This window comes from Halomicrobium urmianum, from assembly GCF_020217425.1.
GTDB lineage: Archaea > Halobacteriota > Halobacteria > Halobacteriales > Haloarculaceae > Halomicrobium > Halomicrobium urmianum.
In genome coordinates this window covers 180,005-194,145 of record NZ_CP084091.1, presented here as the reverse complement: position 1 = coordinate 194,145, position 14,141 = coordinate 180,005, and the positions used below count along the sequence as shown (strand labels likewise).

Annotated in this window: 18 protein-coding genes and 2 pseudogenes; 13 read left to right on the top strand and 7 right to left on the bottom strand. The window is 58.1% G+C overall.

Annotated features, from left to right (window positions below; genetic code table 11):
* Positions 1 to 229: 229 nt before the first annotated feature.
* From LCY71_RS21915 to LCY71_RS17820, 3 genes and pseudogenes are all read left to right on the top strand, one after another.
* Positions 230 to 274 (top strand): annotated as a pseudogene (locus tag LCY71_RS21915) (hypothetical protein); the annotation flags it as partial.
* A gap of 65 nt (positions 275 to 339) precedes the next feature.
* Positions 340 to 585, top strand: coding sequence for a DUF8105 family protein (locus tag LCY71_RS21910; RefSeq protein ID WP_505706972.1), 246 nt, complete (start codon positions 340 to 342; stop codon positions 583 to 585).
* 6 nt (positions 586 to 591) lie between these two features.
* Positions 592 to 921 (top strand): DUF8158 family protein, encoded by a 330-nt coding sequence (locus LCY71_RS17820; protein ID WP_225336272.1) that lies wholly within the window; start codon positions 592 to 594, stop codon positions 919 to 921.
* 322 nt (positions 922 to 1,243) lie between these two features.
* Here LCY71_RS17820 and LCY71_RS17815 read toward each other — a convergent pair whose 3' ends face one another.
* Positions 1,244 to 2,005 (bottom strand): CBS domain-containing protein, encoded by a 762-nt coding sequence (locus tag LCY71_RS17815; RefSeq protein ID WP_225336271.1) that lies wholly within the window; start codon positions 2,003 to 2,005, stop codon positions 1,244 to 1,246.
* Between the two features lie 201 nt (positions 2,006 to 2,206).
* On the opposite strand from LCY71_RS17815, the gene LCY71_RS17810 reads away from it, so the two are divergent.
* Positions 2,207 to 2,383 carry a hypothetical protein gene (locus LCY71_RS17810; RefSeq protein ID WP_225336270.1) on the top strand — a complete coding sequence of 59 codons (177 nt, stop codon included), beginning with the start codon at positions 2,207 to 2,209 and terminating at the stop codon, positions 2,381 to 2,383.
* A gap of 199 nt (positions 2,384 to 2,582) precedes the next feature.
* The gene (locus LCY71_RS17805; RefSeq protein WP_225336269.1) at positions 2,583 to 3,434 is read left to right on the top strand and encodes a transposase; all 852 of its coding nucleotides are present in this window, start codon (positions 2,583 to 2,585) and stop codon (positions 3,432 to 3,434) included.
* Positions 3,435 to 3,522: 88 nt separating this feature from the next.
* Here LCY71_RS17805 and LCY71_RS17800 read toward each other — a convergent pair whose 3' ends face one another.
* Positions 3,523 to 4,170, bottom strand: coding sequence for a DUF389 domain-containing protein (locus LCY71_RS17800; RefSeq protein WP_225336268.1), 648 nt, complete (start codon positions 4,168 to 4,170; stop codon positions 3,523 to 3,525).
* 164 nt (positions 4,171 to 4,334) lie between these two features.
* Here LCY71_RS17800 and LCY71_RS17795 point away from each other — a divergent pair, with 164 nt between their 5' ends.
* On the top strand, positions 4,335 to 4,487 hold the full coding sequence (locus tag LCY71_RS17795) for a hypothetical protein (protein WP_225336267.1): 153 nt from the start codon (positions 4,335 to 4,337) through the stop codon (positions 4,485 to 4,487).
* A 443-nt stretch (positions 4,488 to 4,930) separates the two neighbouring features.
* Positions 4,931 to 5,401 (top strand): DUF7992 family protein, encoded by a 471-nt coding sequence (locus LCY71_RS17790; protein ID WP_225336266.1) that lies wholly within the window; start codon positions 4,931 to 4,933, stop codon positions 5,399 to 5,401.
* A gap of 215 nt (positions 5,402 to 5,616) precedes the next feature.
* Here LCY71_RS17790 and LCY71_RS17785 read toward each other — a convergent pair whose 3' ends face one another.
* Positions 5,617 to 5,793 carry a hypothetical protein gene (locus LCY71_RS17785; protein ID WP_225336265.1) on the bottom strand — a complete coding sequence of 59 codons (177 nt, stop codon included), beginning with the start codon at positions 5,791 to 5,793 and terminating at the stop codon, positions 5,617 to 5,619.
* 50 nt (positions 5,794 to 5,843) lie between these two features.
* On the opposite strand from LCY71_RS17785, the gene LCY71_RS17780 reads away from it, so the two are divergent.
* Together LCY71_RS17780 and LCY71_RS17775 are read left to right on the top strand one after the other, a co-directional pair.
* The gene (locus LCY71_RS17780; protein WP_225336264.1) at positions 5,844 to 6,176 is read left to right on the top strand and encodes a DUF5789 family protein; all 333 of its coding nucleotides are present in this window, start codon (positions 5,844 to 5,846) and stop codon (positions 6,174 to 6,176) included.
* Between the two features lie 334 nt (positions 6,177 to 6,510).
* Positions 6,511 to 7,770: an inorganic phosphate transporter gene (locus LCY71_RS17775; RefSeq protein ID WP_225336263.1), complete on the top strand. Its 1,260-nt coding sequence runs from the start codon at positions 6,511 to 6,513 to the stop codon at positions 7,768 to 7,770.
* A gap of 40 nt (positions 7,771 to 7,810) precedes the next feature.
* Here LCY71_RS17775 and LCY71_RS17770 read toward each other — a convergent pair whose 3' ends face one another.
* Positions 7,811 to 8,230, bottom strand: a complete 420-nt coding sequence (locus tag LCY71_RS17770; RefSeq protein ID WP_225336262.1) for a universal stress protein — start codon at positions 8,228 to 8,230, stop codon at positions 7,811 to 7,813.
* Between the two features lie 480 nt (positions 8,231 to 8,710).
* Between LCY71_RS17770 and LCY71_RS17765 the strand changes: the two genes are divergently transcribed.
* Positions 8,711 to 9,121 carry a DUF2391 family protein gene (locus LCY71_RS17765; protein ID WP_225336290.1) on the top strand — a complete coding sequence of 137 codons (411 nt, stop codon included), beginning with the start codon at positions 8,711 to 8,713 and terminating at the stop codon, positions 9,119 to 9,121.
* A 68-nt stretch (positions 9,122 to 9,189) separates the two neighbouring features.
* Here the strand turns inward: LCY71_RS17765 and LCY71_RS17760 are convergent, their stop codons facing one another.
* Positions 9,190 to 10,041, bottom strand: coding sequence for an IS5 family transposase (locus LCY71_RS17760; RefSeq protein ID WP_225336261.1), 852 nt, complete (start codon positions 10,039 to 10,041; stop codon positions 9,190 to 9,192).
* Positions 10,042 to 10,089: 48 nt separating this feature from the next.
* Here LCY71_RS17760 and LCY71_RS17755 point away from each other — a divergent pair.
* Positions 10,090 to 10,584: pseudogene (locus LCY71_RS17755) on the top strand (transposase); the annotation flags it as partial.
* Positions 10,585 to 11,304: 720 nt separating this feature from the next.
* Entirely contained in the window at positions 11,305 to 12,171 is an 867-nt protein-coding gene (locus LCY71_RS17750; RefSeq protein WP_225336260.1) for a DNA-binding protein, read from the top strand.
* A 480-nt stretch (positions 12,172 to 12,651) separates the two neighbouring features.
* Here the strand turns inward: LCY71_RS17750 and LCY71_RS17745 are convergent, their stop codons facing one another.
* Both LCY71_RS17745 and LCY71_RS17740 read right to left on the bottom strand, forming a co-directional pair.
* Positions 12,652 to 12,795 (bottom strand): hypothetical protein, encoded by a 144-nt coding sequence (locus LCY71_RS17745; RefSeq protein ID WP_225336259.1) that lies wholly within the window; start codon positions 12,793 to 12,795, stop codon positions 12,652 to 12,654.
* 46 nt (positions 12,796 to 12,841) lie between these two features.
* A complete protein-coding gene (locus LCY71_RS17740; protein WP_263654366.1) occupies positions 12,842 to 13,528 on the bottom strand; it encodes a recombinase family protein in 687 nt (228 codons plus the stop codon).
* A gap of 191 nt (positions 13,529 to 13,719) precedes the next feature.
* Between LCY71_RS17740 and LCY71_RS17735 the strand changes: the two genes are divergently transcribed.
* Positions 13,720 to 13,932, top strand: a complete 213-nt coding sequence (locus LCY71_RS17735; protein ID WP_225336257.1) for a hypothetical protein — start codon at positions 13,720 to 13,722, stop codon at positions 13,930 to 13,932.
* Positions 13,933 to 14,141 lie beyond the last annotated feature (209 nt).

The window sequence follows — 14,141 nt, the reverse complement described above, 5'->3', positions numbered from 1 at the left end:
TCCTCTCGGAATCAGGGACAGTCGCCCCCCTGTGTGAGATGGTGAGGCTTCGCTCCAAATTGTGGACGATGCACTGACCTACATAACAGCTATTTCAGCGGAAAAGGTGTGGAGATAATCGGATTTCAACAGAGGCTTCTAGAACTGTTTCCTAGCCGGCGAAGACCTCTATGAGAGGTTGTCTCGGAGGTCCCATATTTTCAACACCGCCGCAAATCATGCGACGACTATGGACTGCCCTGCGTCCGGATCCCCGCTTACACTTGACGTCCGACAGGAACGACCGCTCTCGACGTCACTTTCGGACACGCGGTCCTTGCAGCTGACGAAGACGAGCGTATCGAGATTACACGTGATTGCTGGGACTGTGGCAGGCACGAAGCCCGCCAGATTCGCGTCGAATCGATCGATAGGGCCGAGGGGGACGAGGCCGCCGTCGAGCGGGCCGCACTCGTCGACGAGATCGTCGCTAAACTTGCGGCGATCGATAATGTCGCAACCCTCGAAGACACCCTCGACGAGATCCGCCAGCACCGTCGACGCGATTCAGCAGCCACTGACACAGACGCCGATCTCTCGGAGTGAGTGGCAATGCCCGACGCTGAGCCCCTCTACAACGTTCGTGAACGGACCGGAAAGCCTGAGCACGCGTCGGTCACCGACGTGGTCGATCTCGTGCTGAAGCGGGCGCAGACCCCGCGAATGGATCATCAAGACGGTCATCTCGACACCACAATGGCAGCTGTCGTGGACAGATACGGGACGGAGCGGGTCCGAACGGTTATCCACCGCACCCTCGTCGACCAGTACCCGTTCCGCACCGCCACGACCGGCCTCGAGATGCGCAACGTCGATGGCGTTCGTATCGGGACGACGGCCGGCTGGTTCCTCGAGGAGCTGAACGCACAGCGAGATGATTAGCCGTATCTCGTGAAAGCCCTCGGCCTCTCGACGTCCCGCGACCACGGGAAGACGGTCCTGCTCACTCCGTTGCGCGGGCTGCGACTTCCCTGCCTTCGTTCGCTGCGCTCACGAAGCCACCGCTGCGCTCCTCGTGCCTGCGGTGCTTGCGGGGTCAGGGGACGGCCGAGGCGGCCTCGCCCTTTCTGAGTCCGCCAGGATGTGGGCAACTTCGACGGTCGATGAAAGTGGCTGGCCGGTGAGTCGTCACGGCCCGCACCGCTCGCCGCTTACCGCCCGGAGCGTCGCTCGCGGCCGACCATTGATTCTCAGCAGAGCGAGGTTATAACGACGGAGTTCGAGATATTCGGTCTGTGAAATAGCTATGAGCAAAATCCAAGAGTGCCTCATCAACATCCGGATTATGACGTTCAGTTCGGAAATGGAAGATTTGATTGCGGATATCCCCCACCTCATTGATTAGACGACGAACGAAGTCGCCGTTCTCTTCAAAATACGACTCAAACTGGGGCCAATTCTGACACATGAACTGTGGATAATGGCCGAAACTACAGTCCATCAGCCCTTCTGGCGTCCGGATATCCTTATCCTGGTAGAAGTTTTGCAGTTCAGTATCGATATCATCGGGGAACGCTTCTTGGAGGAGCGTCCTAATCGCGATCTCGATGTCCTCAATCAATAGAAAGGGTTCAATCGAGTCCCGGAGATAATGAAGAAGATCGTAGTTCGTGAGAATCTGCAGCGACTCTTGATCGGGATCATCAACCAGCACATACGGATCTTCGGCCAACAAGTCAAAGAGGACGACCAGATCTGCCGTGGGCTCAACCACAGGTTCGACATCTTCGATAGCGATCTGTACCGTTCGCCCAGGGAGATTCTTATCAGCTCCCAGCTTGCGCAATATCGACAGTACCCGCGAGATTGATCGATAGGACACCATCCCGATCAGTTCCCCGTCACGTTCGACGCCCAGTTGAGAGTAGTCGTTCTCGAACATTATCTCAATCGCAGAAATCAGATTGTCCTGAGAGTCAACCGAGGCAAGCTCGTAGCTCGGGACATCAGCCACGGTTCGAACCATACATCGTTGAGGACGTGCATCGCTAATGAAACCCCGCGTAGCCATCCTTGAGGAAACGAATTAGTCCGGATACTGTGCGTTGTTTTTGAGCGCCTGCAAAGGGTGCAGGCGCACTCGGTCGTGCCTGCACAGCACAGGTGATTCAAGATGCGATACCACCATCAGCGACAGGTGTACCGTCAGCTGGAGGCGCGATAATCAATGTCGGCTGACCTCACCGAAATTGAACAGGCCGAAGACGAACTGGAACAGTGGTTGGTTGACCAAGCCGAAGCTGGTGTTCCCGAGATCGTCCTCGTCGGCTTCCTTCGTGACTACGCCGACGACATCGAATATCTCGGCTACGTCCCGCGGATGTGGGATTACAGCGACCGCTGAAAGACTCTGATTTCGCTTCTCTGGTGGTTGTTTTTCGCGCCCACGATGGGCGGAGGCTCGACGTGATCAGGCCTTCACCGAAGAGGGATTTTCCTATGAGACGGTACTGCCAGCTCAGCCCAAATAGCAGTCGCCCGAGCATCGTGCAGTCAACTGAACCCGGCGCAGGTGCGCCATGGGTGCAATCGAATTCTGAGCCATGAATCGAACGAATACGTTCGATATCGTTCCTCAATCTGAGACGACAGAAGAGATCCTTGTGCGAGTGCTGGATGCATCGGCAAGCCTCTGGAATCAACTCACCTACGACCGCCGACAGCAGTTCTTCGCCGGAGAGAGCGTCTGGGAGTGCGATGGCTATTACGACGAGTACGTCGACGTGCTAAGCGGAGCGACAACCCAACAGATCGCTCGCGTGAACGATACTGCGTGGCGATCCTTCTTCGAACTTCTCGACGATCCAGAGTACGATCCGAGTCCCCCTGGCTACTGGGGGAATCAAAATGATGGCCGAGAGCTCCGCACCTACATCCGCAACGATTCGTACACGCTACAATGGAACGAACGATCCCGACTGGAGATTCGCATTGGTATGGATCTCAAAGACGAGTACGGGTTCGGAACGTACGAACGACTTCGGTTGCCAGTTCGGGGCAGACCAAAGTGGCGTGGAGACGGTGGTCGACTCGAAATCTTGCACGACTCGGTCGAAGAGACGTACCGTGTGCATCAATCCGTAACCATCGACACCGTCGAAGAGAGCAGATCAGATGGCTCCGAGGCCGCTGCGCTTGATCTCGGTGCAAACGTGCTCGTTGCATGTACGACAACAGCCGGTGAGCAGTATCTCTACAGTGGCCACCACCCATTTGAGCAGTTTCGAGAGACGACTAACGCTATCGCCAGCGCTCAAGCGAAACTCCCTAATGGACGACACACGAGTCAACGAATCAAACGGCTGGCTCTGTTGAAACCCTCAGTAGCTGATAGGAGCGGTGTACTGAATAGAGGGCGCGTATCTCGCAAGAGATGGTCTACCGCTTGCTACTGAAATCGCTCAGTACAGGGGATAAGTTTCTCAGAGGAGTCCGTTCGATTCGGCATGGACGAGCGAAACAGGCGAAAGGTACGTTGCATGCCTATTTGCTTGTGTCCGCTTTCCGATCGCCACGAGCTCCGAGCCAGAGTGTCACCGTCCCAGTTATCACGACCATGCCTGCATTGAGGACGAGTAAGAGGAGGCCGCCACTGGCCTTAACAGGCGCTCGTGACAGTAATGTTATTCCCCCAGCAGCTGCGGCCGGAACGAGTGCGAGGGCAGCGACGACGCCGACGAGCGTGTCTTGCCGTTCTTTGTCGGTCGTTACCCCCGCCGCGATGCCCGCCGCGGCAGCAGCAACGACGCTGTACCAGCCGGCCGTAATGCGCTCCTCAAGGAGTGGTTTCTCGATGAGGTTCTCCGCAGGTGGGAGAACTCCTGTCACGTTCAGTATCACCGTCGTCACGATAGCCCCAGCAGTCGCAGCCAACAGACCGACGAACGCGACCAAGGCCCCGAATCCGGCTCGATTCAACCGGTTGGCAGCAATGCCAGCAGAAACGAGTTCCAACGGCGTCAATGCCGGGGCAATGACCATCGCACCGATGAGGATTGGAATCGAGTTGGTGAGGAGAGCCACGCCAGCAAGCACACCGGACATCGACATCAAAACAAGATACGGGGTATCAAGGGCGACCTGTTCGTACTTGTTCTCGCACTTTTCGGTAAGTGAGACTCTAGGGGACATTTCGAAGAAATACGGGCGTGCCGGGTGAAATAATTGCGACGATGCGGGAGTGTCTACTAATGGAACTCCGTCCGTAATATTCCACTCTTAGGCCCCCCATCTGCCCTCTGTACCGGTCACGCTGCTTTTGACAGAGAAACGGTAGTCGAGAGCGCTTGTGCAAGATGGAGGGCGCGAATCTTGAAATCCAGATCGTGCTGGAATCATCAGTAACGATACCCGCTTTGGTTTCAGTCTCCCTTCAGTTCAGCCATACACTCGGCGCAAACTTTCATACCACCCTCCCCGGCAAAGTCTTCTTCGCCGTGATCGATTGAGTCGATTAGTTCTTTCGAGATAACATCTGGCGAGATGCTTTGGAGATCGTCCACATCACGGCCGCATCGAGCACATTTGGCCATGTAATGGAGTAACAGGGTCACGGGTTATTATTATTAGCCACGAATCATACCGTCAACGCTGTAGCCTATCGTTACCGTTCTGCTGAATTTATCCTCTGAGTCGGCTACGCCTGTTCTGACAATAGCCTAGGACTTCGTTCAGCGTCTGCTACAGAGAAAGCGCGAATCTTGCATGGGAGTCCGTTAGCAAGCTAAGCAAGTCACATTGACTGTTCGTCCCGGGACTGGGAGCGGTGCTCGGGAGGATGTGTCCGCAGAGCGTGTCGGGGAGGAGCGATTTATCGATTACCAATTCACCCGGACTCCCGTCTCGTACAATCACTACGGGCCTTTATTGTCGTGCCCGCTCTACTATCGGTATGACACTCGACGTATCCATTCCGGAGCCACCCGATCTCTCGAACCGGGGCCGACCGAGCGGTTTCGACTGGGAAGAATCGGAAACCCTCGGATCCGAGGACTTCTACCGCGAGGACATCGAGAACCTCCTCCAGGAAGGCGCGTGGCGTGAGGGGTTCGAGGAATGGGCGGAGTACACGGACCTCGATGAAGAGAAGGTCCGAGTCGTCGACGACCTCGACCTGTTCCAGGCCTTCGACTTCTACCGTGATCCAACGGACGACCACCTCCGCTTCGACGCCCCGACGGTGCCTGAGGACTGGCGCGAGCGCGACGTGACCGAATCGCTCAATTCGAGTTCAGTCTCGGCCATCAACGGCGAGTTACATGACCTCGGCCGGACCGTCCACGAGACACTCCAGAACTACCTCCAGCGGACCCGCGACGCCTCCGACCGGAACGAGGAACCCTTTGGCAAGCGCGAAGAGTAGAGCGAGGTAACGGAGGAACGCGGGCGGTAGTAGGGTGGGCGTTGGTGAGGCGGAGGGTGGAGTGGCGGACGGTGGTGAGCAGAGCGGTGGATTGGCAGGCGTTGGTGGGGTCAAGAAGCTCCAGAAGGTGGTCCGGGATGAAACCCTAACCGTAGCTAAATCCACCGAATACCGCGCGCGAACTACATGGGTCGTGCTCCCGAGCCATTGGCGACTCAGGAGACCTCTCGATCCAAGAGGTCGACACCCAGCGGTGGGAACCGAAGACCAGCAACAGCGCCAGGGCCGCCGGGATCGCGTTCGTCGGCGACGAGGTCGTTTTCCTGATCCTGAACGTCCTGGGAAGTGGCTTCGAGATCTGGGTCTGTCGGGATGGGAAGTTCGATCCGCATCTCCGATAGGCAGCCCTACTGTTATCCGCCTGAATCCCCTACCGTGATATATGGCAGATGATAAACAGGGCCGAGATGAGCAAGCGGATGACGAAAAACGTCGCCAGCGAGAGCGGATGCAAGGGGAGGCACGTACCCGCGCCGACGAAGAAGAGCCGATGCGTGTTGACGCTGGTGAGGGGCTTGGTGATCTTGATGAAGCGCTCAAATCGCACGACTATCCAGCTACGACAACTGAGTTGGTCGAGGCCTATGGCGATTATGAACTTGAAACGCAGGGCGGCAAGAAATCCCTGGAGGACGTACTCGCTTCAACTGATGACGAAATATATGACTCAGCCGAGGACGTTCACAGACGGCTACTGGAACTCATAGGCCGATAGCACAACGGCCCAACACACTCATCTCGCAAATTGGACCGCCCGTGCTGAGATAAACTCCGTCTGTGGTTACCTCTCTGCTGAATCCATGCTCCATGCTCTGTATCGGTCACACCGGGACTGACAGACACTGAGTAGATCGAAACGACACTGCTGCATACACAGCGCATATCGGTCACTGATCTTTGGGCAACTCGTGTGGAGACGAGTCGGTAGAGACTAGTGGGACTTCAGTTGTGAAGTACTGGATCTCCGTATTACTGCGTCTATCGCTCGTAGCCAACAGTTCAGCAGTGAAACGGCACTATTTTTTCGTGTGCGAACCGAACGCAGACACGTGGCAGCGTTACTGATTCTCTTGGGGTTTCTGGTAGCAGTGTTCGTCGGGTACAATATCGGCGGGTCATCAACCGGTGTTGCCTTCGGTCCGGCAGTCGGCAGCCGGGCCGTCAGAAAAGTCACCGCTGGAGCACTGTTTACCGTGTTCGCGTTCCTCGGAGCGTGGACGATTGGGCGGAAGGTCATCACGACGATGAGTACCGAAATCGTCGATGCAGCAGCCTTTACACCCGCAGCGAGCGTTGGCGTCCTCTTTTTCACCGGGCTCGCGCTCCTGATCTCGAACCTCTACGGTGTCCCGGCGTCAACCTCGATGACAGCCGTCGCAGCAATCGTCGGATTGGGGTTGGCAACAGGGACGCTCAACACTGCCCTGATGTTTACCATCCTGTCGGCATGGATCGTCGCCCCATTGATCGCCGTCTTCACAGGTGCGTTTATTGGCAGATATCTGTACCCGCATCTCGACGCCAAATTCGAATTTGGTCGCCTCACGAACCCGTTGATCGCAATCGATACCCAGGGGAGGCGCCCACGGCTATCGGTCAACGATAACGTGGCACCTCGGGATCTGATCGGGTCGGCGCTTGTGGTGGCAATTGCCTGCTACATGGGGTTCAGCGCCGGAGCCTCGAACGCGGCGAACGCGGTCGCCCCGCTCGTCGGCAACGGGTCCCTCGACCCCAGCCCGGCGATTCTCCTCGCTGTCGGGGCCATCAGCGTGGGCGGCTTCACGATTGCCCGGCGGACGCTGGCGACCGTTGGCAGCGATATCACTAAGATGCCGATTCTGGCAGCGCTTATCGTTTCGACCGTGGGTGCGACGATTATCACCGTCCTCTCGTGGCTCGGAATTCCAGCCAGTCTCGCCGTGAGTACGACCAGTTGCATCATTGGCCTCGGGTGGGGCCGTGCAAGCCGAGCGCGGACGCTCGCAGAAATAGTCACACAGTCCCCTGCCGATGAATCCGCTCCAACGTTTACGACTGGTGCACTCAAACTCCCGCCAGTTGAGGACGACAAGGGGGTCGCTGCGGGCCCGACCGTGGGCGAACTCGCTGAAGGCGAGTCTCCTCACCCGGACAGGCAGCACGCATCCGGGGATCGTGTGTCTAGCATTGGCGAGAAAGACCCAGAGGAACTGTCCGCCGAAAGTCTGTTTGACCCCGCAGCGACGGCGCGTATCGTGGTGCTCTGGGTTATCACGCCGACGATGGCGGTCGTGGGATCCTATGGATTGTTTTCACTCCTCGCCTAAGAGAACACCCCGTCCGTCCATCGACCTCGGTCGCGGCCACTCACCGAGCAACGATCACAGGGACGGGCGAGTTGCGGAACACTTTCTGGGCGACGTTCCCGACGACCAGTCGATCCACTAACGAGCCGCCGTGGCTCCCGATGACGACCGCGTCGAAATCGTCGGCGCTGTTCACAATCGCCCGAACCGGATGCCCCAGTTGCACCTCGGTGGTGATTTCGACGTCGTACTCGGCGGCGAGTTCCCGGGCGTCATCGAATACGTCCTCTGCGCGCTCCTCGGCGGCCTCTTCGAGATCCTCCTCAAGAGCAAGTGACGTGGCTGCTCCCCCCCAGGGTGACGGTTCGCCCACGACGTGCAAGACAGTAATCTTCGCGTCAGGATGGTTCTCAAGGGCGTACTCAAGCGCTTGTTGCGCCATTTCCGAGTCGTCCATCGGAACGAGAATCCGGGAGATCATGGTCCTAACTACAGTCAGAATGCCCATAAAATGGTGGTTCGCCTGTCTCAGGATGCGCAACGTATTACCACCCGCTGCTGAACTCACACTCTGTATCTCGCACAACCCTTCTGACAGCATCTAAGTAGATCCCGGCGACCGTGCTGCATACAGGGCGCAAATCGGTCAGAACGCCTGAGTGGGAAGCGATCATGCTCTCCAACCACGTATCACCGGTTATTTGTTTGGCTTTCGATCCAATCGAGCGCCACGAATCGGTGACTGTCACTCCTGATCCTCTTCAAGCCCGCATACTGTTTTATCCCTTGGCGTAGTCACTTGGATGTAGTGGCGAGGGAGAGTCCGTTCGAGAGTATGGAGCCAGAGTCCGACGAGATCGATGTCGAGGACTTGCTTGATCGACTTGAGGACCTCGAAGAGACGGTCGATTCGCAGGAAGATCGTCTGGTCATTCAACAGACCATCAGGACCCTAGACAGACTGTCAGCCCGTCGTATCTTCGGTCTCGACGACCTGGTCCAGCAGATCGTCGGTGGGGTTGTCCTCTCCGCGCCGTTCGTCGTCACCGAGGAAGTTTGGAACCTCGCCGCGTCGATGAACTGGTTACAGTGGATCATCACGATCATCATGGTGATCATGATCGGTTACGGCACTCTGTATAGGGCGGATGACGAACGCGACGCCAAATGGGAGGAGTCGATTGCCGGGTTACCGTTCCGATTCGTCTCGCTACTACTCATATCATACCTCTCGGTGGTGATGCTGGCGTTTCTGTTCGACGCGCCCAGGATATTCGAGGCAACTCCGATGACGACGGCGAAAGCCATCTCGATTGGAGCCATCTTCAGCGTCGTCGGCGCCGCTACCGCAGACTCCCTCTTCGGCGGGTGAGCTAACCAACGACTAAACAGTGGTTGCTGACCTCAAGCTCTATATTCAGCAGCCCATTCCTCTCTGAATCACTGACATTCGCCCTCCCCGGATGCAATAGCGAGCCCGCGTTCGAGGTTGTGAACGACACACTTGATGACGAGTTCCCGGAACTGCTTCCACCAGAGGCGTGACCGCACGAATGCGCCGAATTTCTGTTTGATCGCCGCGTTGACTGTCTCGTTCATGTTCCGCCGATGGTAGAGATCGCTGTCCAGCCGTGTATTCCACGCTTTGTGGAGTTGGGTAAACTCCCGGTGCTTGATGAGTGGTCGAATATCGTGGTCACGGGCAAGCCGTCGGAGCTTCTGGTCGTCATATCCCTTGTCAGCAGTCAAGACCGCAATAGACGCTGCGTTCCGTTTGACCACCTGTGGCCCGATTTGCGTATCGTGTTTCCGTGTTGTCGTGACGTGAATATCGAGAACGGCGTTTGTCGCCGTATCGACCAACAAAGTCGTCTTCAATTGCTGGATAGTGAGGTTCGTTCGCTTCGTGTAGTGAGTTGATGCATGAGCCCGCTCGAACCCGGACGCATCGATGCCGATGACACCGTTCAGCGGTAGGTCCGCAAGGGAAACGTTCAGCAAAACCCGCCAGACAGCCATCTCCAAGCGGTCGAACGCTTTGCAGAGTGTCGAGGGTGCGGGGAGCGAATCAAGGTCAAGCGCGTCACGAATGCGAGGCATCTCAATGAGTTCATCAACGAGGTCGCGGTACGTGGTCGTCTTCTTCACCTTGAGACAGAGTAGGACAACGTGCTGGCGGAGCGTGAAACGCTTCCGCGAATAGCGAGTCGAAAACCGCTTGACAGCACGGCGAGCTAACACCATAGCCCGTTCAACGAATCGAAGAAGCCGTGACTTCGGGAGAGCATCCATCTCCCCTCCAGCTACTCACTTGTCGTGTTTGTCAGCAAGGGTTTCAACAAGGCCAAACGGCTCTATCGCAAACGCTCGCGGCGACGTGACCACGCAGTGAACGCACTCCTTCGGGACTTAGTCGAGCGCTTAGACGAGGCTGGTGTCTCGACGCTCTATCACGGCGATCTCACCGGGGTGCTCGGTGAGTACTGGTCAGTCGAAGCGAACCTCAAAGCTCAGACCTTCTGGGCCCATCGGCAATTTATCGATCGACTCGAATCAGTCTGTGAGGAGTACGGCATTAACGTAGAAGCACTCTCGGAGGCATGGACATCCCAGACATGTCCAGACTGCGGTGAGCGAGAACGAACGCGTCGTCATCAAGAGACACTTATTTGCCCGTGTGGTTTCGATGGCCACGCTGATCTCATTGCTTCGAGAACATTACTCGAACGGGCAACGAACACACCAGTCAGGCCGACGGCACGGCCCGTGCGGTTCCAGTGGGACGATCACCAATGGCACCCTGTCAAGGGAGCCATAGTGACGCCCAACGAATAGCGCACAGACCCGCGAGGTGCCGCCGTAGCGTCCTTGACGCTAGCGAGCGGACGCTCCCATTGTGTGGAGTGGATGTCGACCCGCTGGTCGCTCGCTTTTCAAGCTGCTAGCGCTTTCAGTAATACTCTTTTTGGGCGTTGTTTAGACGCCTGAATCCGGCAATTGACCGAACGGCTCATATGCGGTTTATTGAGCCGGCATTAGTTTTTCTCGGCTGGCTGGGTGGTACTCAACGGCTCGCACCGCGCGCCGCTTGCCGCCCTCCGCGTCGCTCGCGACCGACCATTCCGGGCGGTCTGCCTGCAGTAGCGGGCGGACTGCCGGGCTAAAGTGAATCTGGTCTCGGCGCCAGCATTAAGCGCGTTTTCGGTTGCGCCCCTCGCGGGCTTTCGCGTTCCAGCGCTTGGTGCCGCCTGCGCTGTCGCGCGCCACACCGCGGCGCGCGTTCTCGGCGACAGTCGCGCTGGACACGGACCCGCAGTCCGGGCCGGACACGAGAAACGGCTTAAAGCTGGCCGCTCGCTCCGGGCGGGTCGGCGCGCAGTGCTGGTTGGGTGCCTCCTCTCGGGCGCGCTCTCGCTCGCGCCCAGGGGCGCTCGCGAAGGCGCGAGCGAGAGCGCGCAGATGGATCTGTCGGTCGGTGTGGTCGGAAAACCGCGATGTTAGGGCATCGCGGTGGCGGCGCGTGAGCGCCTTCAGTGGTACCTTGGAGAGATACCAATGTCTAGTAACAACGCTAGTAGCAAGGTCGTTTCGGTCGATGAACAGGCATTCGAGAAAGCGGGCGAGCAGGCGGTCGATGAGGACGGCTTCCCGGTCGTCGACGAGACGCCGGAGTTCGAGGCCGCGGTCGAGCAGGAGACCCAGGCGAAGGTGGATGCAAATCACCCGGACGGGATCGCAGATATGAGCGAGGACCGGATTCACGGTGCAACCCTCGAACAGGAAGAGCGCATTCAGGCGCGGGAAGCCGAACTGGAGCGCATCAGTGCCCAGAGTGAACTGGGAATTCAGGACGGTCGGGAGCGACGCACGCGGGAGGTCGCCATCGAGCAGTGTGGCCGAGACGAGCCGGCGCCGGCGGAGCAGACGGATCCCCGGGAGCAGCTGACGCAAGACGAACTCGCGGCGGTCAACGAGCAGGCGAAGCGGCTCAGTGACGAGCTGACGGGCGGCTGGTTGAGAGCGGTCATCGCGAAGCAGCTGGCCGAGAAGGTGCAGCGCGGTCAGGACGTGTCCAAGGCGGTGCTGGAGACATTGGACGAACTGAAGGCCGTACCCGGAGCGGTCGTGCCCATCGCGGACATGCCGGACGTGCCGATCGGTGAGGTGACGGTCGAAGGTCAGATCACCGAGCTCTGGGCTCCCAGTTCCCCAGCCATCGCCCAAGTTGGACTCATTGAAGACGAAAGCGGGCGTACGAAATTCACGACTTGGGAGAAGAGCGGAAAGACGGTGGTTCAAGAAGGGCAAACAGTCAGGTTCAGAGCGGTCAAGAAAAATTGGTACCAGGGACGGTGCAGTCTCGCCATCACGGGCTGGAGCAGTATCGAGTTCCCGGAGCGCGGCCGGTGGTGGGAAGAATAGCTAGTTGAGGCATCCTTCTTTTTTGCTGTGTGCCGGACCGACCCAGACCCCGCCGCCCCACCCTCCGCTCCGTGCTCGCTTCGCTGCGCGCGCAGCCACGACCTCTCGGACAGTTTTTGAACTGGCAGACCTACGGGACAGCGTCCTAAGCGCTGCGCCTGACGGCGCAGCGTTAGGTCCTGGCGGTCCGGATCGCGCGTCCGGGAAGCCGAACCAGCGGGCCGCGCGTTCCCGCGGCGTGCGCGGGCTCTCGCGTACGTTCTGGACCCCTGGCGTCTCGCGCGTCTTGCTTGCTGTTCCCCACGTCGCACCCCTATCACTTAAAAGTGAATCACGGCACAGCGTTCTGCGATACAGTCACTCGCCCCCGATAATCCCGACCGCCGAGAGTGGCCGGACGCTGTCCCGTAGGAGTCCCCGGTTCAAATCCGCTCCCGCGACTGTCGGTCTAAGCGCACGCACTCGAAAAATTTTGAAGGGTTACTCGTCGCCGTCTTCAGTTTCGCCGTATCCGTGCGGTACACTCCCTTCGGCGAGTTCATCGCTGTCACTTTCGAGATCTGATTTCATGCCCTTACCTGAGCTCCTGGTGAGCTCCTCGGGTCCGTCCTCGTCGTCTGTCATGGTACAGTTGCACGTGCACAGCCGATCCGCGTAAAAGTTCGCACACTCACTCCAGGGAAACTAGCTCCTTGTCTCCCGCCTCAACCCGTGCGCGTTCAACTTTCCACTGGTCATTGTCGAACTCGACTCCGTAGTTCTGCTCTGCGCGCTTCAAGATCGACTGGATGGATGACTCAGGGATACCGAAGTACTCGGCTGTGCTCGTCTTCTGGCGGCCTTTCCGCACCTCTCTGATGAACTCCTGTGTCTTCGCGTACTCGGCCGGCTCTTGGAACAGAAATCCGTCGTCATCGACGTCGTACCCGTACGGTGGGCGTCCGACTCGCTTCCCATCCCGTTTTGCTTTGTCGATCCCCTGCTGTACTCGGTCTCGAATCATCTTTCGCTCGGCGTCCGCAAAGACAATTAATAGATTCAGCATCAGGTCACCCATCCACCCGTCCGAATCGACCGTACTCACGGGCTGTTGGGTACAGTCCAGTTCGATCCCTTGCGCCCTGATGTCCTCAACTAAGCTGGCGAGCTCCGAGAAGCTCCGACCGAGTCGGTCGATCTCTGTCGTCACTACCACGTCTGGCTCACCGGCGTCGATGTCGTCGCGTAGCTCCTGGTACTGTGGGCGGGCGAGCTTCGACCCGCTGTCGATATCGACGTACCACGTTATCTCGTCTTCGTCGTACGTCTCCAGTATCGAATCGTGCTGCCGGTCGGCGTCCTGGTCATCGGTACTCACTCGGACGTACCCAGCGACGTTTCGAGAAGGGCCTGGCATACCCAAATTTACTCACCTGTGCCTGTTAAAGCAGGGATATTTCCTTACCGGGAAGGAAAACTGAAGTTTCCCGTACGGTCGTGGCGGTCATCAACTCATACCCAGCAGAATCTACGGCGGCGATTCTTATTCCACCGGATTGAACCTAGTGTATGGAACTCGTCACTGGAACAACTCACCAGCACTCGACACACGGCGAGGTCCGCATCGAATCAATCCACCGTGAATACTCAGTGTACGAATCAAACACCGGGGATGGGCACGTACCGGGCGGGTGGTTCGTCCGTTACTCAACCGGCGACGAGACTCGTTCCGAACCAGTCGGAGAATTCATAGACCGGATCACCAGCGATGGCGGCGAGTGACTCGATTTGCAGGCGTTCAAGGGGATTCATCGCATCATACTCACGTGCGGGTAGTGACCCACCACACTGCCCGCCACTAACTTGACCGGGTCGATCCGCTCCCGGTCGCACTACGGGCATTACCGGAGCTTGTACCGGCCAGTGGGGTTCCACCAGAACTCGCGGAACCGGGTCGGGGACCTGTAAAGGGGGCACTCCGCTCGGGCACT

What these genes read in the sequence shown, in the direction of transcription:
- LCY71_RS17750 (WP_225336260.1), top strand. Translation starts at nt 11,305, where the DNA reads ATGTCTAGTAACAACGCTAGTAGCAAGGTCGTTTCGGTCGATGAACAG.
- LCY71_RS17820 (WP_225336272.1), top strand. Translation starts at nt 592, where the DNA reads ATGCCCGACGCTGAGCCCCTCTACAACGTTCGTGAACGGACCGGAAAG.
- LCY71_RS17810 (WP_225336270.1), top strand. Translation starts at nt 2,207, where the DNA reads ATGTCGGCTGACCTCACCGAAATTGAACAGGCCGAAGACGAACTGGAA.
- LCY71_RS17760 (WP_225336261.1), bottom strand. Translation starts at nt 10,041, where the DNA reads ATGGATGCTCTCCCGAAGTCACGGCTTCTTCGATTCGTTGAACGGGCT.
- LCY71_RS17800 (WP_225336268.1), bottom strand. Translation starts at nt 4,170, where the DNA reads ATGTCCCCTAGAGTCTCACTTACCGAAAAGTGCGAGAACAAGTACGAA.
- LCY71_RS17770 (WP_225336262.1), bottom strand. Translation starts at nt 8,230, where the DNA reads ATGATCTCCCGGATTCTCGTTCCGATGGACGACTCGGAAATGGCGCAA.
- LCY71_RS17805 (WP_225336269.1), top strand. Translation starts at nt 2,583, where the DNA reads ATGAATCGAACGAATACGTTCGATATCGTTCCTCAATCTGAGACGACA.
- LCY71_RS17795 (WP_225336267.1), top strand. Translation starts at nt 4,335, where the DNA reads ATGGAGGGCGCGAATCTTGAAATCCAGATCGTGCTGGAATCATCAGTA.
- LCY71_RS17735 (WP_225336257.1), top strand. Translation starts at nt 13,720, where the DNA reads ATGGAACTCGTCACTGGAACAACTCACCAGCACTCGACACACGGCGAG.
- LCY71_RS17780 (WP_225336264.1), top strand. Translation starts at nt 5,844, where the DNA reads ATGGCAGATGATAAACAGGGCCGAGATGAGCAAGCGGATGACGAAAAA.
- LCY71_RS17745 (WP_225336259.1), bottom strand. Translation starts at nt 12,795, where the DNA reads ATGACAGACGACGAGGACGGACCCGAGGAGCTCACCAGGAGCTCAGGT.
- LCY71_RS17815 (WP_225336271.1), bottom strand. Translation starts at nt 2,005, where the DNA reads ATGGTTCGAACCGTGGCTGATGTCCCGAGCTACGAGCTTGCCTCGGTT.
- LCY71_RS17785 (WP_225336265.1), bottom strand. Translation starts at nt 5,793, where the DNA reads ATGCGGATCGAACTTCCCATCCCGACAGACCCAGATCTCGAAGCCACT.
- LCY71_RS17790 (WP_225336266.1), top strand. Translation starts at nt 4,931, where the DNA reads ATGACACTCGACGTATCCATTCCGGAGCCACCCGATCTCTCGAACCGG.